This is a genomic window from Salmonella sp. 32070601201500089SM (genome assembly GCF_017573605.1).
GTDB lineage: Bacteria > Pseudomonadota > Gammaproteobacteria > Enterobacterales > Enterobacteriaceae > Salmonella > Salmonella enterica.
On record NZ_JAGETK010000005.1, the window covers coordinates 109,310 to 133,471 of the forward strand.

Genomic DNA, 24,162 nt, shown 5'->3' on the forward strand with positions numbered 1-24,162 from the left:
CTAGTGGTAATCAGAGGGAAGCAAAGAGATAACGTCAGTGGGCGCTGGTGATACCGTCGTCCACTCTGTTAATATCGGGTTATAGCGCTGCCATTGATCACGTGAGATCTGGCGATATAATTGCCCATCCGCGGACAAAGCCAGATGGTAGTAATTATAGGTAACTCTATCTATTTTCAGCGCCGGAAGTTTTTCCTGCGACGTAAAAATGCGCAGTACCCCCTCGCCCAACGCATTCGTGCTCACCTGATAAATACGATCCTTATACCAACCGGTGTTCCCGTTCAGACGAAAAAAATACTCCGGATCGACACCCGGCAGGGTTTCCACTTTACAACTGCTCCCGGCGTTGGTTGCCTCATGTTTCAGCCATGTCACCTCACGCAGGCCAATATTAAAATAGCCGCAGTACCGACTGGAATTATCAATCTCATAGTCATGCTTACCGGTTTTATCACGATAAATTAGTACCTCGCCAGGCATCCAGCGAATGATTTGAAACGTATTAGCATCAGCGGTAATGGGTATGCCGTTCACAATCACCCGTTGCGCCGTCGTCACAATAAACTCCCTTGCCGAAGTGGAATCCAGCCTCAACACGCGAAACCCATCGGCCCGCCCCAGCCAGCGGCCTTCATAATAGAGATTATTTTTATCCCGCAGCAGATTCCAGATTTTCGTCTCTGCCAGAGTCGCCATATCCACACGTTTTTCACCCGCATTGCTATCACGACGTTTACCATCAAAATAGAGACCGTGTTTATCGGCGGCAAAGGCGCCAAAAGACTGAAAGCTGGCAACATCAACGGCAGGCTCATCCCCGGTATTCTGGACGATTTTGCCTGCCCACAGGATAAAGCGCCCATCGCTGAGATAAGCGTGCTGACAAATATGATTGTCGTCGCAGTTATGGCTGTCGGGATTGATTTCTATTAACGGGCGAGGGTCTTGCGGGTGAGATAAATCGGCAATACGCCGTAAATGCGAATAGCTAACGTCAGGCAGTCGGGAGAGAATTTGCGGTTCGTCGTCGGCGGTATAAAAAACGCCGTCCTTATCCTGCTGATACTGAAAATCTGCGAACGCAGGAACAGGCAGCAGCAAAAGCGTAGCGCTTAAAATCCAGCGTCGAATGGTCATAATTACAGTTTGAAATAGGAGATTAATTTGTTACTTAAACCACTTTTTCAACGTATTATCCAGCGCGAGCCGCCATTATAGGAATTCATCAAGGCGGCACTTACCGTCAGCCTGCAATTTACAGCTGCCCTTCCTGAAGAAACGTTTTTCGCGTCATTGCATCAGCGGACAAACACTCATTTCCTGAGCTTTTCATCTCCATACGCTATCAAATGTGGCGAGAAAAATAGCTCGTTAAGGAGCGGGAAGCGACAAAATGGGGCGTAAAAATGAAGAAAGCGCCCCGGCGGGTACGTTATGCGCATACCCCCTCGCCTAAGCGAGAGGGATAAATCCGTCATTTAGCCAGTTTGTTCTTACGCAGGAACAGCCAGCCCAGACCCAACGCGATAAACCACAGCGGCGTCACGATCAGCGCCTGGCGCGTATCGTCTTCCAGCGTCAGTAATACCAGCACGAACGCAAAGAACGCCATGCAGACCCAGCACATCAGCTTACCGAGCGGCATCTTATAGATGGATTTTTCATGCAGGTGGGGACGCTTTTTGCGGTACACCAGGTATGAACACAGAATGATGGTCCAGACAAACATAAACAGGATAGCCGAAACCGTAGTGATCATGGTGAATGCGCCAATCACGCTCGGGTTGACCATCAGCATAACCACGCCGCCCAGCAGGCAGATACAGGAGAAGGTCAGGCCTTTCGCCGGTACCGCGCGTTTCGATAGCTTAGCGAACGCTTTTGGCGCCACGCCTTCTTGCGCCAGGCCAAACAGCATACGGCTGGTCGAGAAGACGCCGCTGTTGGCGGAAGACGCCGCCGAGGTCAGCACAACAAAGTTGATCACGCTCGCAGCGGCAGGCAGACCCACCAGTACAAACAGCTCAACAAACGGGCTCTTATCCGGCACCACGGAACTCCACGGCGTCACCGACATAATGACAATCAGCGCAAAGACGTAGAACATGATGATACGGATCGGTATTGAGTTAATCGCGCGCGGCAGCGATTTTTCCGGATCTTTAGTTTCTGCGGCGGTAGTACCAACCAGCTCAATGCCCACGAAAGCGAACACCGCAATCTGGAAACCGGCAAAGAACCCGCTAATACCTTTCGGGAACCAGCCGCCGTCATTCCACAGATGCGCGAAAGACGCTTCAACGCCTGTCGGCGATTTAAAGTGCATCGCAATCATCACCAACCCGACCACAATCAACGCCACAATGGCGACGATTTTGACCATAGCAAACCAAAATTCCATTTCACCAAACATTTTAACGGTGGCGAGGTTGAGGCTTAGCAGCAGGATCACTACCGCCAGCGAGGCGACCCAATCGGAAAGGCCGGGAAACCAGAACTGCGCGTAGGCGGTAATCGCCACCACGTCAGCCATACCGGTCACTACCCAGCAAAACCAGTACGTCCAGCCGGTGAAATATCCCGCCCAGGGGCCAAGCAGGTCGGAAGCAAAATCGCTAAACGATTTATATTCCAGATTCGAGAGCAGCAATTCCCCCATGGCGCGCATCACGAAAAAAAGCATAAAACCGATGATCATATACACAAAAATGATCGACGGTCCGGCGAGACTGATCGTTTTACCCGATCCCATAAACAGACCGGTACCAATAGCGCCGCCAATAGCGATAAGCTGTATATGACGGTTTGTAAGATTGCGCCGTAGCGACTGTTCAGCCGGAGCCTGTTCGTCGGCTGCGACTTTTACCTGATCTACCATGTTTTTCTTCCTGTACCTGTCTGTGTTGTGCGGGCTCTACGGCCTTTGGTCTATGATACGACGATCCTGTTATCAGGACTCATCGATATTAGGTAAGAATCGGCGGGATGAATACTCAGATTCAAATACAATGTTAATTTTATGTTTAAAATGAGTGTTATATCACTTTGATAATGCGAATTAGCTCACAAAAATACACGTAACGACGCCATTTGCAAAATAAAATATTGGCATCTGCTGAAGTCAGGATTGCCGGATAAGGCGTTTACGCCGTCATCCGGCAAACCCGGGGCGCTTACAGAATTTCCAGCAGTTCCACCTCAAACACCAGGGTGCTGAATGGCGGAATAGATGCCCCGGCCCCACGCTCGCCATAGGCCAGCTCCTGTGGGATAGTCAGTTCCCATTTGGAACCTACCGGCATCAGAGTCAGCGCTTCAATCCAGCCGGCGATCACTCCATTTACCGGGAATTCAGCCGGTTCGCCGCGCGCGACGGAGCTGTCAAATACGGTGCCATCAATAAGCTTACCGGTGTAATGCACGCGTACGCGGTCGGTACGCGCCGGAATCGCGCCTTCGCCCTGCGTCAGAACGCGGAACTGTAAACCAGATTCAGTACTGTTCACACCGTCTTTTTCGCGGTTTTCTTCCAGGTATTTCACGCCTTCGGCCGCCATCGCTTTGAAACGCTCACGACGCACCGCGTCCGCACGCTCATGAATTTCACGCAGCGCACGATGCACCACATCAACAGGAACCGCCGGGTGTTTACCTTCCAGCGCATCAGCAATGCCTGCAACCAGCGCTTCAGGCAACAGCCCTTCAAGACCGGATTCGCTGAGCTGCTGCCCTACCTGCAAACCAATGCCGTAGCTCGCTTGCGCTTCAATAGTGTCAAAAGTCGGGGTGGCCATTATTTTTCCTTCATCGGATATCAAAAAAGTAGCGGGCAGCATAACAGCCACGCTTCTTCTGGTAAAACTTTGTCTCAGGGAGGATGACAAATCGCAGGGAAAAAGAAACAATAGATTATCCGTATTGATGTCACGAAAGCGGATAGCACTACCAGTATCATAGCGTTAGCCATCTATACTCTATGATTAAGGAACGAGATGCGGAGCAGGAGGTAAACCATGCCCGGGCGCTTTGAATTAAAACCAACCCTGGCGAAAATCTGGCACGCGCCGGATAATTTTCGCATCATGGAGCCGCTGCCGCCTATGCATCGTCGTGGCATTATCATTGCCGCTATCGTGCTGGTGATCGGTTTCCTGCTGCCCGCCAGCGAGACCAGCGACTCACCTGTCGTCACGCGGGAAGCGCAATTGGATCTGCAATCGCAATCACAGCCGCCGACGGAGGCCCAGCTTCAGGCGCAGCTGGTCGCGCCGCAAAACGATCCGGATCAGGTGGCGCCCGTTGCGCCGGAACCTATCCAGGAAGGCCAGCCGGAAGAACAAAACCAGCCGCAGACGCAGCCTTTCCAGCAGGATAGCGGCATCGGTCAACAGTGGCGCTCGTACCGGGTAGAGTCTGGTAAAACTCTGGCGCAACTGTTCCGTGACCACGGACTGCCCCCGACAGACGTTTATGCAATGGCACAGGTAGAAGGCGCTGGCAAGCCGCTGAGTAATCTCAAAAATGGTCAAATGATTAAAATTCGCCAGAATGCCAGCGGGGTGGTGACAGGTTTAACGATAGATGGCGATAACGGTCAACAGGTGCTGTTTACGCGTCAGCCTGACGGCAGTTTTATTCGCGCACAGTAACGCCGGCTACGCCTTACCCCGCCTATACCCTATTCGTTCAGGTGAAGCATTACCGCTTCACCTTATTCACCCACCAAATCCCCGAACACACCAGCACCAGCGCAATCATGTATTTCCACTCCAATATATTCTCGCCGAGAAAAATAGCCGAAAGAGCCGCGCCGGAAACCGGGATCAGAAAGTTAAACGGCGCAATCATCCCCACGCGATTATATTTGAGTAAAATGCTCCATAGCGCAAAAGCGACCGACGAGAGCAGCGTCAGGTAGACTAAAATCGCCACCGACGAGAAGCCATGTATCGTCAGCGTACCGCCAAAAACGTAACCGCCAAAGACCAGTACCAGACCGCCAATCCCCAATTGATAGCCAGTCATGACCATCGGATCGACCGTCTGCGAGAGACGTTTGCCATACAACGTGGCCGCAGAAAGAATAAACGCCGCCAGCACCACGGAGCCTTCTCCCGGCAGATTAAAGCTGAAATCCAGGCCGTTGCTGACGTTCACCACCATGACGCCCGCAAAGCCCAGAATACAGCCGAGCGTTTTGTTGTAGCTCAATCGGTCGTTCTGATAAATAAAGTGCGCCAGCAATACGCTGAAGAATGTGCCTGTCGCGTTCATGATTGAGCCTTTCACGCCGGAGGTGAACGCAAGGCCGATATAGAAAAAGAGATATTGCAGCGACGTCTGGGTCAGCCCCAGTAACGTCAACTGAGCAAACTGGCGCGGACGAAACCGACCAATCGGTTTACGCTGAAGCAGCGCGAACAGTAGCAGCAACCCACCCGCAAACAAAAAACGATAACCAGCAAAAACAATTTTAGAAGGGATATCGTCGGTGGCTATCTGAAAGAGGTCATAACCGCTTTTGATGGCTGGATAAGCGCTGCCCCATAGCAGGCAACAAAATGCGGCACACACATAAACGACGTTTTTGCGGGCAAACGGGGAGGCCTGGCGTTGGGTATCCATTCTTTCACCAAGAAATTAAAATAATGTTTTATTTTTGATTATCGCGAAAAGAGGGGGAGATAGCCAGTCGAAAAGCGATGGGGTTAAAAAAGCAAAACGTCGGCGCTGGGCCGACGTTTCGTTGCTAGCAAAAACGAGAATGCCTGATTACTCAGCAACCACGTTGATGATAACTTTTGCGAATACTTCGCTGTGAACCTGGAAGTTCACTTCGTGTTCGCCAGTGGTACGCAGAACGCCGTTCGGCAGACGAACTTCGCTCTTAGCCACGTCAACGCCAGCCGCAGTCACAGCGTCAGCGATGTCGCGAGTACCGATGGAACCGAACAGTTTACCTTCGTCGCCTGCTTTAGACGCGATAGTAACGGTTTCCAGGGCGTTGATTTTCTCTGCGCGTGCATTTGCAGCAGCCAGAACGTCAGCCAGTTTAGCTTCCAGTTCAGCGCGACGTGCTTCGAAGTATTCAACGTTTTTCTTGGTAGCCGGAACAGCTTTACCCTGTGGTACCAGGAAGTTACGAGCATAGCCCGCTTTAACGTTAACCTGATCACCCAGGCTACCCAGGTTTGCTACTTTATCAAGCAGAATAACTTGCATTACCTTATCCTCTCAAAGTCGTATTAATGGACCGTGACCGATTACTGATGGCGATCAGTGTACGGCAGCAGAGACAGGTAGCGAGCGCGTTTGATAGCGCGAGCCAGCTGACGCTGGTATTTTGCACGGGTACCGGTGATACGGCTTGGGACAATCTTACCGCTTTCGGTGATGTAGTTTTTCAGCGTAGCGATATCTTTATAGTCGATCTCTTGAACGCCTTCCGCGGTGAAACGGCAGAACTTGCGACGACGGAAATAACGTGCCATATGGCTAGTCTCCAGAATCTATCAATTCAATCTGCTCGGCATGCAGAACCATTTTGCTCAGACCGTTCTTTGCCTTGTGGCAAGAAATAAACCCCTGAACGGTTATGCGGCTGCCGACCGTTATACTGTGAGTAATGGCCTGGTTTTTGTGTCCGCTAACAATAACGGGCATTTGGCACCACGCCTGCCGGTGAAAGCCGGCTTCCTCTTGCACAGAACGATGCTCAAGCACGAACTGGCAATGCGGAATTCCTGATGGACTGACCTTTCGAAGGGGGGCCCTGCACACGGTGCCGGACAACGCCAGACGGTTGGTCATCAGAAATTACTCTTCAGAATCCCCAGCTTCAGCATCATCTGCGGTTTCGTTAGCGAAATCATCGCGACGCTCACGGCGCTCGTCTTTCGCTTTAACCATCGGAGAAGCTTCGGTAACAGCGTGCTTAGTACGCATAACCATGCTGCGGATAACGGCATCGTTGAAGCGGAAGGTAGTTTCCAGCTCATCGATCACTTCCTGCGGCGCTTCAACGTTCATCAGAACGTAGTGCGCTTTGTGCAGTTTGTTGATCGGGTAAGCCAGCTGACGGCGGCCCCAGTCTTCCAGACGGTGGATCTTGCCTTCTGCGCCAGTGATGGCAGCAGAGTAACGCTCGATCATACCCGGAACCTGTTCGCTCTGGTCAGGATGGACCATAAAAACGATTTCGTAATGACGCATCGAATTGCTCCTTACGGATTATTCAGCCTCCTGTCTGGGTCAGCCGCGGCCCATGGAGGCAAGGAACGTGTTAAAGGTCGGCTGAAAAATGACGCGTTATAATACTGGCGCCTGCGGGCAAACTCAAGGTGATTGTACAATTATTTATCGTGCCGAACGTAACGCCTGTCCCGTCACATTTTGCTGCTGAGATATTAACTTCATATCGCATGCCACTATAAACGGCCTGTTGCGGCAGAGAAATTGACACTGTGGTCAGCGCACTTTTTTGCCACACAGGATTTCTTAAACATGGCGGCATACATCAATGGGTTGTTAATCAGGTAAAAAGCGACAATGCGATAATTTTTTGAACAACAGCATCATAAAAGGTCGCCATCTCTGCGGCGGGTTATGGTTAAAATTAAACCAGAAGCGATTCACTAAAGGGGGATATCGCCAACCAGACCGCGCTGCTGAGGAGGTACTCTATGCGAGCCCGGATAATGTTATTTCTGGCTGCGCTTTTGCCTGGCATAACGGCAACGGCAGCCATCGAGTTAAATAATCATCAGGCCAGAAATATGGATGATGTGCGCAGCTTAGGCGTGATCTACATCAACCACAACTTCGCCACGGAAAGTGAAGCCAATCTGGCGCTGAATGAAGAGGCCGACGTGCGAAACGCAATGTATTATCACGTCATACTTATCCGGGAACCGGGTAGCAACGGCAATATACACGCCAGCGCGAATATTTATCGCTAGCATCAGGAAAACCAACGAAAAAGCCATAGTTGATTTGCCCCCTGAGCAGGGGGCTTTTTTCGCGGAAAGATGGCTCCGGAATTAGACCTGTGACATCCCGATAATATTCACATTCCGGAGCTCATACTTCACTTCTGCCCGTAATACGCATTCGGGCCATGCTTACGCATGAAGTGTTTATTCATCAGATAATCGTCGATGGGATTCAGCGCCGGGTTAATGCCGCGCGCAATCCACGCCATTTTTGCCACTTCCTCCATGACCACCGCGTTATGTACCGCATCGTGCGCATCTTTCCCCCAGGCGAATGGCCCGTGTTGATACACGACAATGCCTGGCGTATGCAGCGGTTCCACCTCGCCCAGCGTTTCGATGATCACCTTACCGGTGTTCAGCTCGTACTCGCCCTGCACTTCTTCTTCGCTTAACGCCCTGGTACAAGGAATATCGCCAAAGAAATAGTCCGCGTGCGTGGTACCGAGCGCCGGAATAGCCATCCCCGCCTGCGCCCATGCCGTGGCGTGGGTGGAGTGGGTATGAACGACGCCGCCAAGCGACGGATAGCGTTGATACAGCGCCAGATGGGTAGCGGTATCGGAAGAAGGACGATAACCTCCCTCCACCACTTTGCCATCCATATCCACCACCACCATGTCATCTACCTTCATGGTTTCATAGGCGACACCGCTTGGCTTAATCACCACCAGCCCGCGTTCGCGATCGATAGCGCTGACGTTGCCCCAGGTAAACGTCACCAGTCCATAACGGGGCAAATCCATGTTAGCGTCAAATACCTGCTGCTTGAGCTTTTGCATTAGGCTGCCTCCACCAGACCGGCGCTGGCCATGCGCGCTTTCACCCAGTCACGCGCTTTCGCTACCTCTGCCGCCGGGTTCTCTGCTGTTTCGCTCCACATCTCAATCAGATAGGGCCCGCAATAGCCACTCTGTTTGAGCGTTTCGAAGCAGCGTTCGAAATCGACAACGCCTTCGCCAAACGGCACATTTTTGAACACGCCGGGTTTAGTATCTTTGACGTGTACCGCGACGATATGCCCGATTCCCGCCTGTAGCTCCATCTGTACGTCGTTATCCCAGGCAGACAGATTGCCGATATCCGGATAGAGCTGGAACCACGGGTTATTGAGGTAGTGAGCATAGCCCAGCGCTTTACTGATGGAATTCATCAGCGGGTAGTCCATGATCTCCATCGCCAGCGTCACCTGGGCGCGGCTGGCCATATCAACGCTCTCTTTTAACCCATCGCGGAAGCGGCAACGCGTTTCGTCGTTGGCCTGCTGATAGTAAACGTCGTACCCCGCCAGTTGAATGACGCGAATCCCGACGTCCTGCGCAAACTGAATCGCTTTACGCATAATCTCCAGCCCCTGCGCCCGTACCGCGTCATCTTCGCTACCGAGCGGAAAACGACGATGCGCGCTCAGACACATGGACGGCACGCGCACGCCGGTTTCAGCAACCGCGCTCACCAGCGCCAGGCGCTGCTCGCGACTCCAGTCGAGCCGCGCCAGTCGGGCGTCGGTCTCGTCCACCGACATTTCAACGAAGTCAAAACCCAGCGTTTTCGCCAGCCGCAGGCGCTCCAGCCAGCACTCCCCGGCAGGGAGCGCTTTTTCATAGATGCCGAGCGGAATTTGTTTCGACAGCATAGCCGCTCCTTAGCCCCACAGTTGGGCAATGGAGCGTTTGAACTGCCGTGCGGCTTCTACCGGCGATTCAGCATCGCGAATGCTGCGGCCAGCAATAAAGACATGGATCGGAATGCCTTTGAACAGCGGCAGGTCTTCCAGCGCTAGTCCGCCGGTCACGGTCACTTTAAAGCCCATATCGGACAGCCGCTTAATCGCGGTAATATCCGCCTCGCCCCACGCCACGCCTGCCGCCTGCGCGTCACGGCTGCGGTGATAAACCACTTGCTGAATGCCCGCATCGCGCCACTGCTGCGCCTGTTCCCAGGTCCAGTAACCGGTCAGTTCGATCTGCACGTCGCCGTTGAACTCTTTCGCCACATCCAGCGCGCCTTTCGCGGTGTTGATGTCGGCGCAGCAAATCACCGTCACCCAGTCCGCGTTGGCTTCGAAACACATACGGGAGAGGATTTTACCGGCATCGGCAATTTTGGCGTCCGCCAGCACGATTTTGTGCGGATAGAGTGCTTTCAGGTCGCGAACGGCACGCACGCCTTCGCCCACGCACAGAATGGTGCCCACTTCGATAATGTCGACTTCTTCGGCAATCAGGCGAGTGGTTTCATAGGCGCTATCCATAGTCTGGTTGTCCAGCGCGACCTGCAACATTGGTAATGACATTTTCAATTCCTTCTTAAGCTGCCGCGTTGGTGCGGTCAATGAGATCCAGGACTTCCTGCGCGGTGCGGCAGGCGCGTAAACGGTCAAAATTAGCTTCGTCTTCAAACAGGTTGACGATCTGCATGATGCCCACTTCCTGGTGAGTGTTGGCATCAACCGCCGCCATGGTGATCAGAATATCGACCGGGTCGTTATCTTCGTGGTTAAACTCCAGCGGCTTTTTCAGGGTCACCAGCGAAAAACCGGTTTTCTTCACCCCTTCTTCCGGGCGGCCATGCGGCATCGCCAGGCCGGGGGCAATCACAAAATAGGGGCCAAACTGCTCAACGCCATCGAGAATGGCCTGGTAATAGCGCGGCTCCACCACGTCGGCAGCCACCAGTAAATCGACGCCGATCTTGACGGCTTCCTGCCAGGTATTCGCTTCAGCCTGCAGGCGGATAGAATTATTCTCCGCCAGTGAATCACGTAATTTCATGTTGCATCCTTACTTCACGTCTTGCGGGAAATGTTCTTTGATCACTTCCAGCAGTTTCGGGCCGAAGTCAGCAGGAGAGAGCATGTTACGCACGCCAACCACATATTTGTTGCCGGTCACGCTGATTTCGCCCGCAATATGGGTAGAAGCGATGATGATATCCGCGCCGCTCAACTCGCTTTTGTACTCGCCAACCGCGCAGCTGTTTACCGTGTGGTCAATGTTTGATTGGGTTAAAAACTGGTCCACTTTCATTTTCATGATCATGGAACTGCCCTGTCCGTTGCCACACACAGCCAGAATACGTACGGTCATAATCAAAACTCCTTATTAAGCAGACTGTTCTGCCAGTTGTTTTTCTGCATCTTCTTCTGCGCGCAGTGCGCGGCCAGCGAAGAACATATAAGCCAGTGCAATTACAATGATGACGGCCATAAAGGCGATACCGAGGGAGAAGAAGCCCTGCATCATCGGCGGTGCCAGAATCGACCAGTCCGCCATACCCATCCAGGCGCTCATCCCCGTGAGTTTCACCGCCCAGACGCAACCAAAGATTTCGATCATCCCCATCACCAGACAAATCTTCAGCGCCGCACGCCAGCCGCCGAAGTGGTTAGCGAACACGCCGATAGTGGCGTTAGAGAAGAACATCGGGATAAAGCCAGGAATAATCAGGATCGAGGAGCCGCAGGCAACCAGGATGCCAACCGCAATCAGCTGACCGATGGTGCCCCACATAAAGCCCCAGACCACCGCGTTCGGCGCGAAGCTATAAATAGCGGCGCAGTCAATCGCCAGTACTGCGCCCGGAATCAGACGCTGGGAGATACCGTTAAAGGCCTCAGAGAGCTCGGCGACAAACATACGCACGCCCTGGGTGATGATGAAGATCGCCACCGCAAAGGAGAAACCGGTTTGCAGGATATAGATTGTCCAGTGGGTTTTACCCGCCATCGCCTGTACGGTATCGATACCAAAGGAGAGCAGAATGGCACCAAAGAAGATGGTCATTACAATCGCCGTGGAGACGATGTTGTCATGGAAAATGTTCAGCCAGCCCGGCAGTTTGAGGTCTTCAACGCTTTCCTCTTTTTTGCCCAGGAACGGCGCGACTTTATAGGCAATCCAGGAAGCAAACTGCTGCTGGTGACCGATGGAGAAACCACAGCCATCGGTCACTTCCTGAGTCGGCTTGTACATCATGTTGGAGGTAATACCCCAGTACAGGGAAACCAGTATCGCCGTGCAGATAATGGTGGTCCACATGGAATAGCCGAAGATATAGAAAGAGACCGCAATCAGCCCCGCCTGCTGGAACATGATGTGCCCGGTCAACATGATGGTGCGAATACCGGTAATGCGTCGCAACAAGACGTAACAAATATTCAGCGCCAGCGCGAGCAACACCGCGTAGCCTACCCAACTATACGCATCACCCATCCGTTCGATCGTTGCCATCATCGAAGCATAGGTATCGGAAATCGCGCCGTTGATGCCGTAGACCTCAGACATTTTCGCCACCACCGGTTTAAAGGTGCTGGTCAGAATGCCGGACCCGGCCTGTAGCAGCATGAAGCCAATGATGGTTTTGATCGTCCCTTTGATGATCACGCTGACGCTTTTACGCAGCAGGATATAGCCCAGGCAGGTCACAATACCCAGTAATAGCGGGGCATTGGTCATTACCTGATTAAAAAAAATGGTAAAGATGTTGTAGAGGATCTCCATAACGATCTCCGGTAGACAAGGTTGCTGAGTCACAGGCGCTCAGAATAATGTCCCTCCACTGTAATTTTCAAAAGTAATCACAACAAGATTGAATTTGATTAAATGTGACGTAGCGCGCAAATAATTAGCACACTTAATACATGGTTTACTTATAAATAACTCATTTCTTCATTAAAATAAGTAAAATCATAAAGATGAATACATCCCCATGACGCCAGAAAAGATTAAATTTTCTTCTGGCTGCGTTCTCCTCTACCCAAAAGTCAAAAAATAGCCCATTGCCTTCTTGAGAAAATAGTGTCAGGATTAATCAAAACAAATCACATTTTGAACTATTTTGAACAAACATGAAGGTAAATGCGATGAGTAAAGTACAAAGCATCACGCGTGAATCATGGATTCTGAGCACGTTTCCGGAGTGGGGAAGCTGGCTGAACGAAGAGATTGAGCAAGAGCAGGTCGCGCCGGGTACGTTCGCTATGTGGTGGCTGGGCTGTACCGGTATCTGGCTAAAATCTGAAGGCGGCACTAACGTATGCGTCGATTTCTGGTGCGGTACCGGTAAACAGAGCCACGGTAATCCGTTGATGAAAACCGGCCACCAGATGCAGCGTATGGCTGGCGTCAAAAAATTACAGCCTAACCTGCGCACCACGCCGTTTGTTCTCGATCCTTTCGCTATCCGTCAGATTGACGCCGTCCTGGCGACCCACGACCATAACGATCACATTGACGTCAATGTCGCGGCTGCCGTAATGCAGAATTGCGCCGATGATGTTCCGTTTATCGGCCCGCAGACCTGTGTGGATTTATGGGTTGGCTGGGGCGTGCCGAAAGAACGCTGCATCGTGGTAAAACCGGGCGATGTCGTGAAAGTGAAAGATATTGAAATTCACGCGCTTGATGCCTTTGACCGCACCGCATTAATCACCCTGCCCGCCGATCAGAAAGCCGCTGGCGTACTGCCGGACGGCATGGATGTACGCGCGGTTAACTATCTGTTTAAAACGCCGGGCGGCAATCTCTATCACAGCGGCGATTCTCACTATTCCAACTACTACGCGAAACACGGCAACGAACATCAAATTGATGTCGCGCTCGGTTCTTACGGTGAAAACCCACGCGGTATTACGGACAAAATGACCAGCGCGGATATTCTACGCATGGCGGAATCGCTGAATACCAAAGTGGTGATCCCGTTCCATCACGATATCTGGTCGAACTTCCAGGCCGATCCGCAAGAGATCCGCGTGCTATGGGAAATGAAGAAAGATCGCCTGAAGTATGGTTTTAAACCGTTTATCTGGCAGGTTGGCGGCAAGTTTACCTGGCCGCTGGATAAAGACAATTTCGAATACCACTATCCGCGTGGGTTTGACGATTGCTTTACCATTGAACCCGATCTACCGTTCAAATCCTTCCTGTGAGTCGATATCATGCCGGGATTACCCGGCATTTTTTCCATTTACTTTAGTATTTCCAGGCTATTTCAAATATCATCTTTTCAAATCAATTTGTATCGGAATAGCTCATGACTGAAGCACAAAGACATCAAATACTGCTGGATATGCTGGCACAGTTGGGCTTTGTTACCGTCGAAAACGTGATTGAGCGTCTGGGGATCTCCCCGGCGACAGCGCGCCGCGACATCAACAAGCTCGACGAAAGCGGGAAACTTAAAAAAGTGCGCAACGGCGCAGAGGCCATTACCCAACAGCGGCCCCGCTGGACGCCGATGAATCTGCACCAGGCGCAAAACCACGATGAAAAAGTACGCATCGCGAAAGCGGCGTCGCAGCTGGTAAACCCGGGTGAAAGCGTAGTGATTAACTGCGGCTCCACCGCTTTCCTGCTGGGGCGTGAAATGTGCGGGAAGCCGGTACAGATCATTACCAACTATCTGCCGCTGGCGAATTATCTGATCGATCAAGAGCATGACAGCGTGATTATCATGGGTGGTCAGTATAATAAAAGCCAGTCGATTACCCTGAGCCCGCAGGGAAGTGAAAACAGTCTCTATGCTGGCCACTGGATGTTTACCAGCGGAAAGGGCTTAACCGCGGATGGCCTGTACAAGACCGATATGCTAACCGCCATGGCGGAACAAAAAATGCTCAGCGTCGTCGGGAAACTGGTCGCGCTGGTCGATAGCAGTAAAATTGGCGAGCGCGCGGGAATGCTGTTCAGCCGCGCCGATCAGATCGCTATGCTGATTACCGGCAAAAATGCCAATCCGCAGGTTTTGCAACAGCTTGAAGCCCAGGGTGTAAGCATACTCCGCGTTTAAAGATGCTGTCGGAAAAACGCTACCGTCGCCGACAACGCTTCTGGCGTAATGCGATGCCGCACGCCTGCGGCCCATAAACAGGTCACATGCTTATCCAGCTTCGCCGCGGCGAGTGCCTGCTGGAGCCGGAAGGTTTCGATAGCAGGCACCACGTCATCCTCCTGACCATGCCACAACAGAAGCGGCCTGTCGGCCAGTCGCTCTAACTGGTGTGTGACTTCCCATTCACGTAGCGGCGCGATGATATTGTCGAATTCCGCCTGCTGTGCTGGGTTCTGCGGGGATAACGGCGGGAAAAGCGTCCGGGCGAGCCCGGTAAAATAGCCCGACCCCATTAAACTGGCCCCGCATTTTACCTCACGGTGACGCGTCATAATGCCCAGCGCCGTCATACCGCCCATGGATGCGCCGCCCACCGCCAACCGCCCGTCAAGTAGCCAGTTTTCCGCCTGAATCGCCGCACGTAACGTCGTAAATTCCTGCATGTTTTGGTGCAGAATCTGCCAGAATCGGTGTATCCGTCCCTGTGAGTCGCCGCCGAAGCGAGCGCCATGCTCCGGCGCATCCGGCATGACTACCCGGAATCCTGCCTGTGCCAGGGCAACGGCAAAATAACTATAAACCAGGCTGGAGGAGGTGAAGCCATGATAGAACACCACACAGGGAAGCGGCACGGCGCGTTTCCCTTCCGGGAAGGCATGTAGTACGACGCCTCCGGCTAATTGTCGTGTTTCAATCGCTATCATTATTCTCTCCTTTTTATCCGGTATGCCACGGAGAAATACTTAACGCAAGTTTATGGATAGCGCAATAATTCATAATGTTTGAGAACTGGGTTACGCTTTCGCAACGTTTTCATTCGAAAATCGCGTGACAGGTAACACTTCGGGAACATTCCCCCTAAAGGGAAATCAATAAGGCATTACACTATGATTATCAGGAAACGAGATAGAGTTATGCGTCGGTTTGCTTCATTGATAGCAGCGCTGTTATTAAGCGCGTGTAGCGTGCTGCAGGGTACGCCGCAACCTGCGCCGCCTGTCGCCGATCACCCGCAGGAAATCCGTCGCGATCAAACGCAAGGACTACAGCGGATGGGGACCGTAAGCGCGCTGGTTCGGGGCTCCCCGGATGATGCAATAGATGAAATCAGAGCGAAAGCCGTCGCTGCGAAAGCCGATTATTACGTTATCTTAATGGTTGATGAAACGGTTGTAACCGGCCAGTGGTATTCACAAGCCATTTTGTATCGTCAATAACAGTAGATTGATTTTTAGTCAGTTTTACATTGCTTTGCGCCCCTATGCGTTTACCTGTGCACAATAAACAAACAGGTTTACCGTGATGGAGCGTCCTGTTAAATGCGGGGTATGTAATAAGGAGCTGACGATGAAACAAGAACTTGCCTTATCCTCACTGCTGCTTTCTGCCGGACTGGTGAGTACGACGGCACAGTCTGCCGAATTCGCCAGTGCTGACTGCGTAACGGGTCTGAATGAAATCGGCCTGATCTCGGTCAGTAATGTTGCAGGAAACCCACAGGATGTGGAGCGGATTATCGCCCTGAAAGCCGATGAACAGGGTGCGTCCTGGTACAGAATTATTCAAATGTATGAAGAACAACAGTCGGATAACTGGCGCGTACAGGCGATACTCTATGCCTGATGCCGCGTGGCTCGCGCCGGATGGCATGTACTACAGGCCAAACGTTACCGCAGTCCCCCGGTCGCCCTTAACAGTAAATCATTTTGCACTTGGGCAGGCAGCGGCATTTCGCCGCGTGTATCCAGCATCATCTGACACCACGCTTGCGCCAGCGGCGGCGAGGCATGACGCAGCATTTCCGCTCCGCACCCCAGCAGGAAAAGCTGCTGCGTAATCTCTCTGCCCATTGCTTCGTCCGGTTTGCGTAAACGTTGCTGTAGCTGACGTACCGCGCGGTCGTAATGGCGATCCTGGCCTTTGACTTCCGCAAAAGCCTCACTCAATACGTCATAGACGCCGTGTTGTTTTGTCAGCACCCGAAGTACATCCAGACACATGATATTGCCGGACCCTTCCCAGATACTGTTCACCGGCATTTCACGGTACAGGCGCGGGAGTTCGCTCTCTTCGCAATACCCCATCCCGCCGAGAACCTCCATCGCCTCAGCCACAAAAGGGATTCCCTGCTTACAGATGGCGAATTTCGCCGCTGGCGTGAATAATCGCGCCCATAATGCCTCTTTCGCCTCGCGACGTTGCTCCCAGGCGCGCGCCAGCCGAAACAAAAGCGCCGTCTGCCCCTCCAGGCATAGCGCCATACGACTTAAGGTTTGTCGCATCAACGGTTGTTCGATCAGCGGCTTACCAAAAGCCTGACGCTGATGAGCATGGTAAATCGCGACTGAAAATGCGCGCCGCATTAAGCCATGACTCCCGAGCGCGCAATCAAGACACGTCATACCGCCCATCTTTAAGATATGCCGAATCCCTTCGCCCTCTTCTCCCAGCCGCCAGCCGACGGCATCCTGAAACTCGACTTCGGCGCTGGCATTAGATCGATTACCGAGTTTATCTTTCAGGCGTTCAAGACGAACAGAGTCCCGTTGCCCGTCTGGCAGGAAACGCGGCACAAAGAAACAGGATAGTCCTCCTTTTGCCTGCGCCAACACGAGGTGCGCATCACTTTGCGGCACAGAGAAAAACCATTTATGTCCCACCAGCCGATATGAATCATCCGCCAGCCGCTCCGCGTGGGTCGTATTACTGAGTACGTCAGATCCGCCCTGCTTTTCCGTCATTCCCATGCCGATGAGCAGACCCCGCTTTTGCCCGCCCGGCAGCAAATGCGAATCGTAGCGATCGCTGCGCAGCGGCACCAGCCAGTCATGGAAAGTGGCGGGAAGCATCTGCAATAGCAACGGTGTCGCGGCAAAGGTCATCGTGACAGGACAGAGTGTTCCCGCTTCTACCTGAGCATGTAATACAAAACGCGCCGCCCGGGCGACAAAACTTCCCGCCCTTGCCTCCTCCTCCCAGGCCAGGTTATGTACCCGATTAGCGCAAAGCCCCTGCATCAACAGGTGCCAGGCGGGATGAAAGCGAACGTCATCCAGACGCTGTCCCTGGGGATCGTAACGCAGCAACTCAGGAGGATGCGCGTTCGCCAGACGACCCAGCTCCAGTGATTCCGCCGTTCCCAGTTGTTGGCCAATGCTGGCGAGAAGATCGCTATCCCATCCCGCGCCTTCCCGGGAAACCGCTTCACACAGCGCGCCATCAGACAGGAATAAGTTACTGTTATTGAGCGGAGCAGGTTGATTAAAGACGGTATGTGTTTGCCAGGACATGGTGTCTCCCTCCTTCAATGGCGCTGCAGTCAAGTATGGTCATGACTGCGCCATTGACGCCAGAGCAAGATCACAAAAGTATGATTAACCGGCAATATAATGTGGGACGAAACGGGAAGTGTCTTTGGTAATTAGCGTATTGTCCTCGCGAATCCCCATCCCGGAGGCTTCATCGTCAATGATCCAACTGCCAATCAGCGTATAGCTATCGCCAAAGCGCGGCAAAGGCTGAAACGCCTGGTAAATCATCGGCTCGTCAGCGTAGTCGCCGTCGGCATGATCGATAACATTTTGCCGCTCGTCGAAAATCGTGACGTTGCCGCCTTCACGTGAATAAATCGGCTTCCGTACGCTGCTTTCGCCTGGCGCTGCGAGCGATTTTTCGCCCTCAAACCAGGCCGGCAGAAGATTCGGATGGCCAGGGAAAAAGCGCCACAATAACGGCAACAGCCCTTTGTTACTCAGAATACTTTTCCACAATGGCTCAATCCATTGCTCACGACGTTTTCGCAACAGCGGGCCGTTGTCATCGCGCATCATCCATTCCTGCGGGTAGAGCTTAAAGGCGCGGCGAATCACGTTATCGTCCAGATCGGTCAGCACACCGCCTACGCCAAGTCCCAGTTCTTCAATATAGATAAATCGCGTTTCCTGGCCCGCCTGCTGCGCGCAATCCTGAAGGTACAGCACCGTCGTGCGATCTTCGTCGGTATCTTCACAACAGCAAAAGTAGAGCGGTTCCCGGCTGTACAGCTCGCTGAAGCGGGCGATCAGCCGCTCCTGTATCGCGTTGTATTGATCGGCATCACGCGGGATGGCGCCGCTACGACGAGCATCCTCCAGCCATAGCCATTGAAAGTAGGAGGACTCATAGAGCGACGTCGGCGTATCCGCATTGTATTCCAGCAATTTAACCGGATCTTTGCCGCACCAGACGAAATCCATCCGCCCGTAAAGCGAAGGATCGCGGCTGCGCCAACTTTCGGCGATGACATCCCAGTACAATGGCGGGATCGCCAGCTGCTGCATGATCTGCTCATCCCGGACGGCCCGCTCGACAATCTCCAGACACATCTGATGAAGCTCTGCGGTCGGTTTTTCGATCTGTTCTTCAATTTGCCGTAATGTAAAACGGTAGGCCCGGCTTTCATCCCAGTAAATTTCGTTATCGATAACATGAAAGTCAAAACCGTGATCGCAGGCGATCTTATCCAGATCCCGGCGTATCGGTACGTTGTGTCGTAGCATGGTTAGCCTCCCCAGTGCCCGCGGGCGCTGGAAGAACGGCCATAGCCGCCGCGGGAGACGGTGGACGCTTTCCGTGTGATATAACCAGGGCTGGTCACGGTATCGCTTTTCCCTGTGCCGCTGCGCCACGCATAATCGCCGGATGTGGTGCGCCAGACGGGACGGGAGACGTAAGATGAACCGCCGCTGCTATAGATGTATTGTTCATCACGGTTCTGACGAATCGCGCGGCTGAGTAAAAAGCCGCTTAATACCGGAACCCAGCTCCGCTCGGTGATATCAAAGTAGCAATCGCCAAACTGCGACTGACAGCGCTCCTGCGTCAATTGCTTAGGCACATTAGCGTAAAATTCTGTTTTCGCATTATTCCAGCCGTCAGCGCAAACGCTGGCGCTGTTGCCATCGTCGATACAGTCGTTCACCGTGGCGTAAAACGTCCCATCGCCGTCGTTGTCAGTATTGCCGCCATCACCGCACCCTTTCAGGAGAAAAAAGGCCGCTCCACCCATAATCGCCAGCGTCAGGCATTTTGGCGTGTAGCGATTTCGTTGCCGCTCAAAGGGATTAACCGGTTCGGCTATTCGTCTTATTGCCGAATGGCCTACGCCGGATGTGCTTCTGGATTTTCGTTTTTTTGCCATGATCTTCCGTTACCATGTCATACAGGCAGCGTTAAAAATACCGCCAGCCAGCGCTGCGGTTCCCATAAATAGCCCCGCCGCCACGTTGTGATGAATAATTTTTTCGCTCAGCGTAGGCATGTATAACCTTACGCAACCATAAATCAGCAGTTGAATCACCAGCGCAATGCCGCCCCAGGCAAAATAGTCCGGGATACTGACCGAGTTTATCGCCGCGCTGGATAAGGGGATGACATAGCCCAGCAACGTACCGCTAAAGGCCAGCGATGCCGCAGTATTGTTATTTTTTATCAGCTGCCATTCATTATGCGGCGTTATCTTTGAGTAAATAAAAAGAAATACAATGACCATTGCCGCGCCAATAAAAAAATAGGCGCAGAAAGCCAGTAATGCGTCCAGTATATGCATAATTTCCCTGTATGTGCTTAACCAATAACCGTCAGTGAAGTGAGCGGGATATCCACGCCGAGGGCGCGTGAAAACACCCATTCAGGCTCACCGCGCTCATTAAATGATTCTTCCCCGTTCAATAGAAGATACTCCCAGGCGTCATCCGTCACCTGGCGCTGGAAGCCCATCGTAAAATTGTGAACGTCCCATTTCTCTGCCTGCTGATTTTCAACCTTTTCCAGCATGTAGACAGGTTCAATATTGCCCGGCTCTTCATGGTTAAAAAAGCGCTGCCAGCGCCGTTCTTGCCAGTTGAGCGTCATCGGCCCTATTGCCGCTGGCGCAATGGCTGAACGCCAGTGACGTTCCTCGTTAATACCGAAACTTTCCTCATATACAAAAAGTTTGATGTCATCAATGTCGTCAACATCCGTGCCGCCAGTGGTGTTAATTTGTAGAAACTCATCGCCAGAGGTGTAGTAGCGAAAAATCTGACTGCCGCCGCCTAAATCTATGCGACTCGCTGCCGCGACAGTGTATTTTTCACCCGGTAGCGCCACCAGCAACGACGACTCCAGTAGCCGAAATGCCAGCGTATCCAGCGTGAAACCGGCGTTAAGATGTAATCCTAATGGTCCGCGAATCGGCGCTGGCGCGCTTGTTTTACCGAGCAAACGCTGAAAAAATTGCATCATAGGGGAACCTCTATCTCTTGCCATGCGACCTCTTCAGCCAGAATGCGATTATTACCGACCAGATGTAGCCACATACCGCCTCTGACTTCAGTTGAAATCACCGGATTCAATTCCATACCACGACCATTCTTGCAGTGACTGATCCCCAGCACCGTCGCGTCATGATGAAGCTTCATATAACGCATTAGCGCGCCGTATCGCATAGGCGCGACAGAAGCCGGGACAGACAGCGCGAATCCGGTATCGCCCAGCATCGGATTCATAATGGAAGCGACAGATTGCGATGATCCTGGGTCCTGAATGGAACGGGAAAGTTGTTCAGCGGAAAGGTTACGGACTATCTCCATGCGCGGGCAGTGGGTTTCCAGTAATCCGGCATAACGCTCGTCTTCCAGATAAACCACAATATGGCACTGCGCGGGTACATAGTCTGCCAGCGAGAGCGCCGCCGTGAAGGTCTGCTCATCGGTACGAGCGAAAATAATCACGCTCTGGCACTGCTCCAGCCCCATGCGCTGGTGTTCCTGCGGATCGTTAAAGTTGCTGATGCGGATAAAATCCACCCAGTTATTACCCGGCAGCGGATGCTGAATATCTTCCAGTTCGCACAGCAGAACCCGTTCAAAGGCACGCCGCTTGTCATATAGCAGCAATGAGATCATCTTTTCGGTTTGATGACCCCGCCAGCCAATCACCAGCATATGATGGTGTAAATGGCGATAATCGCCCATGCCCGTTATTCCTTTCGCTAACATTCCCTGTACCTGCGCAATCACTTTTCCCATTAACGCGCCGAACAACCCGATGCTAACCGGAATTTGCCACAGCGCGGTGAACAGACGTCCTGGCGCCGTCTGCGGGCTAAGATCGCCAAAACCTAATGTGGAACCCACCACCGAGCAGTAATAGATAAAATCGCTTAACTGGCTCACCAACGCGCTTTCGCGCAACAGGCGCAGCACCAGATAACAAAGCAGATACTGCCCGATAAACAGGCCCAGCAAAGCGGGCCAGGTCAGTCTGGACAAATGACGCTGGCAGGTTTTGACAATCCACGTAAAGAGCATTATTCGCCTTGTTGACGCTGTAAACGCGCCAACACATCCTGAGCATTGCTTTTATTGGTTGCGCCAATGCCGGCCTGCGCCAGTTTTTCATCCAGGTCGCGTCCATCGGCGACTTTTTCCAGCTGCGCGGCGGCATCCAGCCGGGCCTGGCGTTCAGCCTGACGCGTTTGTAAACGTTTAAGCGACTCCGCCGCCGTAGACACATTCGACGCGGCTCCGACGGTCGAAGTCGTCACCGCCTGCTGCGCGCGCTGCATGGCTTCTGTCGCCTTAACCACTTCAAGTTGCTGCTCAAACTGCGCAATCCGCTGGCCTGTCGCCGTTACGGCCTTCTCCACCGCATCGCAAGAGGCTTCCAGATTAGTCAGCACCTGTTCTTCGGCAAGAATGGCATTTTCCAGACGGGCTATTTCTTCCGCCACTTCGTTGAGTAAAGCGGCGTCGACATTCTTACTCATTGCCGCCAACGCTCGTGTTTCAAGGCTGGCTTTACGCTCACGTAAATCATTCAGCTTGTCATGGCTTAGCTTCACCCGCGCCAATAAATCCACTCTGGATTTACCCGCTTTATCCAGCTCGGCTTTTGCGTCGCGAATATGCTGCTCCAGCATACGTACACCCTGTGCTTCATCAATGGCTTCTTCTGCCTGAGCAACGAATGATTTACCTAACGTGAACAAACTTTTTAAAATTCCCATGAAAGCCGCCTGTATTATTCCTGTGAATAGACTTGTGTTATTTCAGCGATATCCAACGCATTTTCTACAAGCGTGGTGATTTCCAGCGTCACGTCGGCAAGCGACGAATTTAACGACAACGCGCCAAAAGCAACATAATACTCCTCCTGTTTTACCTGGGTAATACCGACCGAAGACAGCGGTAAAACCTTCTGATTTCTCAATAAGAAAAGATTAAATTCCGCTGTATCTCTAATCGTATTTACCGGACAGATATAAGTCTCGATAACTATTTGTTGCGAGGTAAATAAAACCGCCAGTGGTAAATCGCCATAATCATTCATTTTTATTATTAATGAAGATTCATTATTTTCTATATCAATATCTAATTCGGCGATGTTGTTTAACGCATCCGCCAGCGTCCGTGGAGTCCATGCCATATTATTATCTCTATCTCTTTTTTATAAATAAAGGGAGTTACAGGGTAGGTTTTGCTTTTTATATTACCAGCCAAAGATAAAAAAAAACCATCCGATTATGGATGGTTATTTTCTTAAAAAAGAATATTAGCGTCAGGTGCGCTGGCGAACGGCTTCAAACAGACAAATCCCGGTCGCCACAGAGACATTCAGCGACGACACGCTACCAGCCATAGGAATGCTGATCAGCTCATCGCAGTGCTCACGGGTCAGACGACGCATACCTTCACCTTCTGCGCCCATGACCAGCGCCATGCGGCCAGGCATTTTGCTCTGATACAGCGTATGGTCAGCCTCGCCCGCCGTTCCGACAATCCAGATATTCTCTTCCTGCAACATGCGCATCGTGCGCGCCAGGTTGGTGACGCGGATCAATGGCACGCTTTCCGCTGCGCCGCAGGCGACTTTCTTCGCCGTCGCGTTAAGTTGCGCGGAGCGGTCTTTCGGCACGATTACCGCATGTACGCCTGCAGCATCGGCGCTGCGCAGACAGGCGCCAAGATTATGCGGATCGGTGACGCCATCGAGGATCAACAAAAAGGGGCGTTCGTGTAATGCGATCAGATCCGGCAGATCGTTTTCCTGATACTGCCGGCCTGGTTTCACGCGAGCGATAATACCCTGATGCACGGCACCGTCGCTTTTCTCGTCGAGATATTGGCGGTTTGCCAGCTGGATAACAACGCCCTGGGACTCAAGGGCGTGAATCAGCGGCAACAGACGTTTATCTTCACGGCCTTTTAAAATAAAGACTTCCTGAAAACGTTCAGGGGCGCGCTCCAGCAGGGCCTGCACTGCGTGGATGCCGTAAATCATTTCGCTCATTAATGTACTCGTTGTTTACGTTTTG

31 protein-coding genes are annotated in these 24,162 nt (G+C 52.4%); 6 read left to right on the forward strand and 25 right to left on the reverse strand.

All coding sequences use genetic code 11. From position 1 onward, the window contains the following. The 3 genes from J4728_RS10285 to fklB all read right to left on the reverse strand — a co-directional run bounded on the left by J4728_RS10285 (position 1) and on the right by fklB (position 3,797). On the reverse strand, positions 1–1,140 hold the full coding sequence (locus tag J4728_RS10285; protein WP_000155543.1) for a DKNYY domain-containing protein: 1,140 nt from the start codon (positions 1,138–1,140) through the stop codon (positions 1–3). A gap of 337 nt (positions 1,141–1,477) precedes the next feature. After that, positions 1,478–2,881 (reverse strand): D-serine/D-alanine/glycine transporter, encoded by a 1,404-nt coding sequence (gene cycA, locus J4728_RS10290; RefSeq protein ID WP_000228321.1) that lies wholly within the window; start codon positions 2,879–2,881, stop codon positions 1,478–1,480. Positions 2,882–3,176: 295 nt separating this feature from the next. Further along, a complete protein-coding gene (fklB, locus tag J4728_RS10295; protein WP_000235161.1) occupies positions 3,177–3,797 on the reverse strand; it encodes an FKBP-type peptidyl-prolyl cis-trans isomerase in 621 nt (206 codons plus the stop codon). 219 nt (positions 3,798–4,016) lie between these two features. On the opposite strand from fklB, the gene J4728_RS10300 reads away from it, so the two are divergent. Beyond that, positions 4,017–4,652 (forward strand): OapA family protein, encoded by a 636-nt coding sequence (locus tag J4728_RS10300; protein ID WP_001119448.1) that lies wholly within the window; start codon positions 4,017–4,019, stop codon positions 4,650–4,652. Between the two features lie 49 nt (positions 4,653–4,701). Here J4728_RS10300 and J4728_RS10305 read toward each other — a convergent pair whose 3' ends face one another. From J4728_RS10305 to J4728_RS10330, 6 genes are all read right to left on the reverse strand, one after another. Further along, positions 4,702–5,628, reverse strand: coding sequence for a DMT family transporter (locus tag J4728_RS10305; protein ID WP_000381070.1), 927 nt, complete (start codon positions 5,626–5,628; stop codon positions 4,702–4,704). A 147-nt stretch (positions 5,629–5,775) separates the two neighbouring features. Beyond that, positions 5,776–6,225, reverse strand: a complete 450-nt coding sequence (rplI, locus tag J4728_RS10310; protein WP_001196065.1) for a 50S ribosomal protein L9 — start codon at positions 6,223–6,225, stop codon at positions 5,776–5,778. 41 nt (positions 6,226–6,266) lie between these two features. Continuing rightward, on the reverse strand, positions 6,267–6,494 hold the full coding sequence (gene rpsR, locus J4728_RS10315; RefSeq protein ID WP_000135199.1) for a 30S ribosomal protein S18: 228 nt from the start codon (positions 6,492–6,494) through the stop codon (positions 6,267–6,269). A gap of 4 nt (positions 6,495–6,498) precedes the next feature. Next, complete coding sequence (gene priB / locus J4728_RS10320) at positions 6,499–6,813, reverse strand: primosomal replication protein N (protein ID WP_023138842.1); 315 nt, start codon at positions 6,811–6,813, stop codon at positions 6,499–6,501. Between the two features lie 6 nt (positions 6,814–6,819). Then, complete coding sequence (gene rpsF, locus J4728_RS10325; RefSeq protein ID WP_001216673.1) at positions 6,820–7,215, reverse strand: 30S ribosomal protein S6; 396 nt, start codon at positions 7,213–7,215, stop codon at positions 6,820–6,822. Positions 7,216–7,285: 70 nt separating this feature from the next. Then, a complete protein-coding gene (locus J4728_RS10330; protein ID WP_001541376.1) occupies positions 7,286–7,492 on the reverse strand; it encodes a hypothetical protein in 207 nt (68 codons plus the stop codon). Positions 7,493–7,685: 193 nt separating this feature from the next. On the opposite strand from J4728_RS10330, the gene yjfY reads away from it, so the two are divergent. Further along, complete coding sequence (gene yjfY, locus J4728_RS10335; protein ID WP_001529484.1) at positions 7,686–7,961, forward strand: DUF1471 family protein YjfY; 276 nt, start codon at positions 7,686–7,688, stop codon at positions 7,959–7,961. Positions 7,962–8,089: 128 nt separating this feature from the next. Here the strand turns inward: yjfY and J4728_RS10340 are convergent, their stop codons facing one another. The 6 genes from J4728_RS10340 to ulaA are packed head-to-tail and all read right to left on the reverse strand — an operon-like array spanning position 8,090 to position 12,496. Further along, entirely contained in the window at positions 8,090–8,776 is a 687-nt protein-coding gene (locus J4728_RS10340) for an L-ribulose-5-phosphate 4-epimerase (RefSeq protein ID WP_001170767.1), read from the reverse strand. Further along, the gene (gene ulaE / locus J4728_RS10345; protein ID WP_000949530.1) at positions 8,776–9,630 is read right to left on the reverse strand and encodes an L-ribulose-5-phosphate 3-epimerase UlaE; all 855 of its coding nucleotides are present in this window, start codon (positions 9,628–9,630) and stop codon (positions 8,776–8,778) included. The genes J4728_RS10340 and ulaE overlap by 1 nt, the downstream gene beginning before the upstream one ends. A 9-nt stretch (positions 9,631–9,639) precedes the next feature. Continuing rightward, a complete protein-coding gene (gene ulaD, locus J4728_RS10350) occupies positions 9,640–10,290 on the reverse strand; it encodes a 3-keto-L-gulonate-6-phosphate decarboxylase UlaD (protein WP_000056761.1) in 651 nt (216 codons plus the stop codon). Between the two features lie 13 nt (positions 10,291–10,303). Then, entirely contained in the window at positions 10,304–10,768 is a 465-nt protein-coding gene (gene ulaC / locus J4728_RS10355; RefSeq protein WP_000776531.1) for a PTS ascorbate transporter subunit IIA, read from the reverse strand. A gap of 9 nt (positions 10,769–10,777) precedes the next feature. Then, positions 10,778–11,083, reverse strand: a complete 306-nt coding sequence (ulaB, locus tag J4728_RS10360; RefSeq protein ID WP_000218358.1) for a PTS ascorbate transporter subunit IIB — start codon at positions 11,081–11,083, stop codon at positions 10,778–10,780. A 15-nt stretch (positions 11,084–11,098) separates the two neighbouring features. After that, positions 11,099–12,496: a PTS ascorbate transporter subunit IIC gene (ulaA, locus tag J4728_RS10365; RefSeq protein ID WP_000404873.1), complete on the reverse strand. Its 1,398-nt coding sequence runs from the start codon at positions 12,494–12,496 to the stop codon at positions 11,099–11,101. A gap of 362 nt (positions 12,497–12,858) precedes the next feature. Here ulaA and ulaG point away from each other — a divergent pair, with 362 nt between their 5' ends. Next, on the forward strand, positions 12,859–13,923 hold the full coding sequence (ulaG, locus tag J4728_RS10370) for an L-ascorbate 6-phosphate lactonase (RefSeq protein WP_000049161.1): 1,065 nt from the start codon (positions 12,859–12,861) through the stop codon (positions 13,921–13,923). Positions 13,924–14,027: 104 nt separating this feature from the next. Further along, complete coding sequence (gene ulaR, locus J4728_RS10375; RefSeq protein ID WP_000133618.1) at positions 14,028–14,783, forward strand: HTH-type transcriptional regulator UlaR; 756 nt, start codon at positions 14,028–14,030, stop codon at positions 14,781–14,783. Here ulaR and yjfP read toward each other — a convergent pair. Further along, positions 14,780–15,529: an esterase gene (yjfP, locus tag J4728_RS10380; protein WP_000560303.1), complete on the reverse strand. Its 750-nt coding sequence runs from the start codon at positions 15,527–15,529 to the stop codon at positions 14,780–14,782. The two genes, ulaR and yjfP, sit on opposite strands and share 4 nt — an antisense overlap. Positions 15,530–15,712: 183 nt before the next feature. Between yjfP and bsmA the strand changes: the two genes are divergently transcribed. Together bsmA and yjfN are read left to right on the forward strand one after the other, a co-directional pair. Next, positions 15,713–16,042: a biofilm peroxide resistance protein BsmA gene (gene bsmA / locus J4728_RS10385; protein WP_000586836.1), complete on the forward strand. Its 330-nt coding sequence runs from the start codon at positions 15,713–15,715 to the stop codon at positions 16,040–16,042. Positions 16,043–16,172: 130 nt separating this feature from the next. Further along, positions 16,173–16,448, forward strand: a complete 276-nt coding sequence (yjfN, locus tag J4728_RS10390; protein WP_001518964.1) for a DUF1471 family protease activator YjfN — start codon at positions 16,173–16,175, stop codon at positions 16,446–16,448. 44 nt (positions 16,449–16,492) lie between these two features. Here the strand turns inward: yjfN and J4728_RS10395 are convergent, their stop codons facing one another. From J4728_RS10395 to rlmB, 9 genes are all read right to left on the reverse strand, one after another. Beyond that, positions 16,493–18,115, reverse strand: a complete 1,623-nt coding sequence (locus J4728_RS10395; protein ID WP_208211716.1) for an isovaleryl-CoA dehydrogenase — start codon at positions 18,113–18,115, stop codon at positions 16,493–16,495. A gap of 84 nt (positions 18,116–18,199) precedes the next feature. Next, positions 18,200–19,363, reverse strand: a complete 1,164-nt coding sequence (locus tag J4728_RS10400) for a glutathionylspermidine synthase family protein (RefSeq protein ID WP_208211718.1) — start codon at positions 19,361–19,363, stop codon at positions 18,200–18,202. 2 nt (positions 19,364–19,365) lie between these two features. After that, positions 19,366–20,004, reverse strand: a complete 639-nt coding sequence (locus J4728_RS10405; RefSeq protein WP_001085596.1) for a DUF1190 domain-containing protein — start codon at positions 20,002–20,004, stop codon at positions 19,366–19,368. Positions 20,005–20,013: 9 nt separating this feature from the next. Next, positions 20,014–20,412, reverse strand: a complete 399-nt coding sequence (locus J4728_RS10410) for a DUF350 domain-containing protein (RefSeq protein WP_000547737.1) — start codon at positions 20,410–20,412, stop codon at positions 20,014–20,016. A 17-nt stretch (positions 20,413–20,429) separates the two neighbouring features. Next, positions 20,430–21,113 (reverse strand): YjfK family protein, encoded by a 684-nt coding sequence (locus J4728_RS10415; protein WP_000090290.1) that lies wholly within the window; start codon positions 21,111–21,113, stop codon positions 20,430–20,432. Further along, positions 21,086–22,156 carry a potassium channel family protein gene (locus tag J4728_RS10420; protein WP_208211720.1) on the reverse strand — a complete coding sequence of 357 codons (1,071 nt, stop codon included), beginning with the start codon at positions 22,154–22,156 and terminating at the stop codon, positions 21,086–21,088. The genes J4728_RS10415 and J4728_RS10420 overlap by 28 nt, the downstream gene beginning before the upstream one ends. Beyond that, positions 22,156–22,854, reverse strand: coding sequence for a PspA/IM30 family protein (locus J4728_RS10425; protein WP_208211722.1), 699 nt, complete (start codon positions 22,852–22,854; stop codon positions 22,156–22,158). The genes J4728_RS10420 and J4728_RS10425 overlap by 1 nt, the downstream gene beginning before the upstream one ends. A 14-nt stretch (positions 22,855–22,868) precedes the next feature. Next, positions 22,869–23,273 (reverse strand): YjfI family protein, encoded by a 405-nt coding sequence (locus J4728_RS10430; RefSeq protein WP_000312605.1) that lies wholly within the window; start codon positions 23,271–23,273, stop codon positions 22,869–22,871. 132 nt (positions 23,274–23,405) lie between these two features. Continuing rightward, complete coding sequence (gene rlmB / locus J4728_RS10435) at positions 23,406–24,137, reverse strand: 23S rRNA (guanosine(2251)-2'-O)-methyltransferase RlmB (RefSeq protein WP_001293277.1); 732 nt, start codon at positions 24,135–24,137, stop codon at positions 23,406–23,408. Positions 24,138–24,162: the final 25 nt, after the last annotated feature.

Bases quoted from the DNA above. Each gene is read 5' to 3' on its own strand.
- J4728_RS10285 (WP_000155543.1), bottom strand. From the start codon at position 1,140: ATGACCATTCGACGCTGGATTTTAAGCGCTACGCTTTTGCTGCTGCCT.
- cycA (WP_000228321.1), bottom strand. From the start codon at position 2,881: ATGGTAGATCAGGTAAAAGTCGCAGCCGACGAACAGGCTCCGGCTGAA.
- fklB (WP_000235161.1), bottom strand. From the start codon at position 3,797: ATGGCCACCCCGACTTTTGACACTATTGAAGCGCAAGCGAGCTACGGC.
- J4728_RS10300 (WP_001119448.1), top strand. From the start codon at position 4,017: ATGCCCGGGCGCTTTGAATTAAAACCAACCCTGGCGAAAATCTGGCAC.
- J4728_RS10305 (WP_000381070.1), bottom strand. From the start codon at position 5,628: ATGGATACCCAACGCCAGGCCTCCCCGTTTGCCCGCAAAAACGTCGTT.
- rplI (WP_001196065.1), bottom strand. From the start codon at position 6,225: ATGCAAGTTATTCTGCTTGATAAAGTAGCAAACCTGGGTAGCCTGGGT.
- rpsR (WP_000135199.1), bottom strand. From the start codon at position 6,494: ATGGCACGTTATTTCCGTCGTCGCAAGTTCTGCCGTTTCACCGCGGAA.
- priB (WP_023138842.1), bottom strand. From the start codon at position 6,813: ATGACCAACCGTCTGGCGTTGTCCGGCACCGTGTGCAGGGCCCCCCTT.
- rpsF (WP_001216673.1), bottom strand. From the start codon at position 7,215: ATGCGTCATTACGAAATCGTTTTTATGGTCCATCCTGACCAGAGCGAA.
- yjfY (WP_001529484.1), top strand. From the start codon at position 7,686: ATGCGAGCCCGGATAATGTTATTTCTGGCTGCGCTTTTGCCTGGCATA.
- J4728_RS10340 (WP_001170767.1), bottom strand. From the start codon at position 8,776: ATGCAAAAGCTCAAGCAGCAGGTATTTGACGCTAACATGGATTTGCCC.
- ulaE (WP_000949530.1), bottom strand. From the start codon at position 9,630: ATGCTGTCGAAACAAATTCCGCTCGGCATCTATGAAAAAGCGCTCCCT.
- ulaD (WP_000056761.1), bottom strand. From the start codon at position 10,290: ATGTCATTACCAATGTTGCAGGTCGCGCTGGACAACCAGACTATGGAT.
- ulaC (WP_000776531.1), bottom strand. From the start codon at position 10,768: ATGAAATTACGTGATTCACTGGCGGAGAATAATTCTATCCGCCTGCAG.
- ulaB (WP_000218358.1), bottom strand. From the start codon at position 11,083: ATGACCGTACGTATTCTGGCTGTGTGTGGCAACGGACAGGGCAGTTCC.
- ulaA (WP_000404873.1), bottom strand. From the start codon at position 12,496: ATGGAGATCCTCTACAACATCTTTACCATTTTTTTTAATCAGGTAATG.
- ulaG (WP_000049161.1), top strand. From the start codon at position 12,859: ATGAGTAAAGTACAAAGCATCACGCGTGAATCATGGATTCTGAGCACG.
- ulaR (WP_000133618.1), top strand. From the start codon at position 14,028: ATGACTGAAGCACAAAGACATCAAATACTGCTGGATATGCTGGCACAG.
- yjfP (WP_000560303.1), bottom strand. From the start codon at position 15,529: ATGATAGCGATTGAAACACGACAATTAGCCGGAGGCGTCGTACTACAT.
- bsmA (WP_000586836.1), top strand. From the start codon at position 15,713: ATGATTATCAGGAAACGAGATAGAGTTATGCGTCGGTTTGCTTCATTG.
- yjfN (WP_001518964.1), top strand. From the start codon at position 16,173: ATGAAACAAGAACTTGCCTTATCCTCACTGCTGCTTTCTGCCGGACTG.
- J4728_RS10395 (WP_208211716.1), bottom strand. From the start codon at position 18,115: ATGTCCTGGCAAACACATACCGTCTTTAATCAACCTGCTCCGCTCAAT.
- J4728_RS10400 (WP_208211718.1), bottom strand. From the start codon at position 19,363: ATGCTACGACACAACGTACCGATACGCCGGGATCTGGATAAGATCGCC.
- J4728_RS10405 (WP_001085596.1), bottom strand. From the start codon at position 20,004: ATGGCAAAAAAACGAAAATCCAGAAGCACATCCGGCGTAGGCCATTCG.
- J4728_RS10410 (WP_000547737.1), bottom strand. From the start codon at position 20,412: ATGCATATACTGGACGCATTACTGGCTTTCTGCGCCTATTTTTTTATT.
- J4728_RS10415 (WP_000090290.1), bottom strand. From the start codon at position 21,113: ATGGCAAGAGATAGAGGTTCCCCTATGATGCAATTTTTTCAGCGTTTG.
- J4728_RS10420 (WP_208211720.1), bottom strand. From the start codon at position 22,156: ATGCTCTTTACGTGGATTGTCAAAACCTGCCAGCGTCATTTGTCCAGA.
- J4728_RS10425 (WP_208211722.1), bottom strand. From the start codon at position 22,854: ATGGGAATTTTAAAAAGTTTGTTCACGTTAGGTAAATCATTCGTTGCT.
- J4728_RS10430 (WP_000312605.1), bottom strand. From the start codon at position 23,273: ATGGCATGGACTCCACGGACGCTGGCGGATGCGTTAAACAACATCGCC.
- rlmB (WP_001293277.1), bottom strand. From the start codon at position 24,137: ATGAGCGAAATGATTTACGGCATCCACGCAGTGCAGGCCCTGCTGGAG.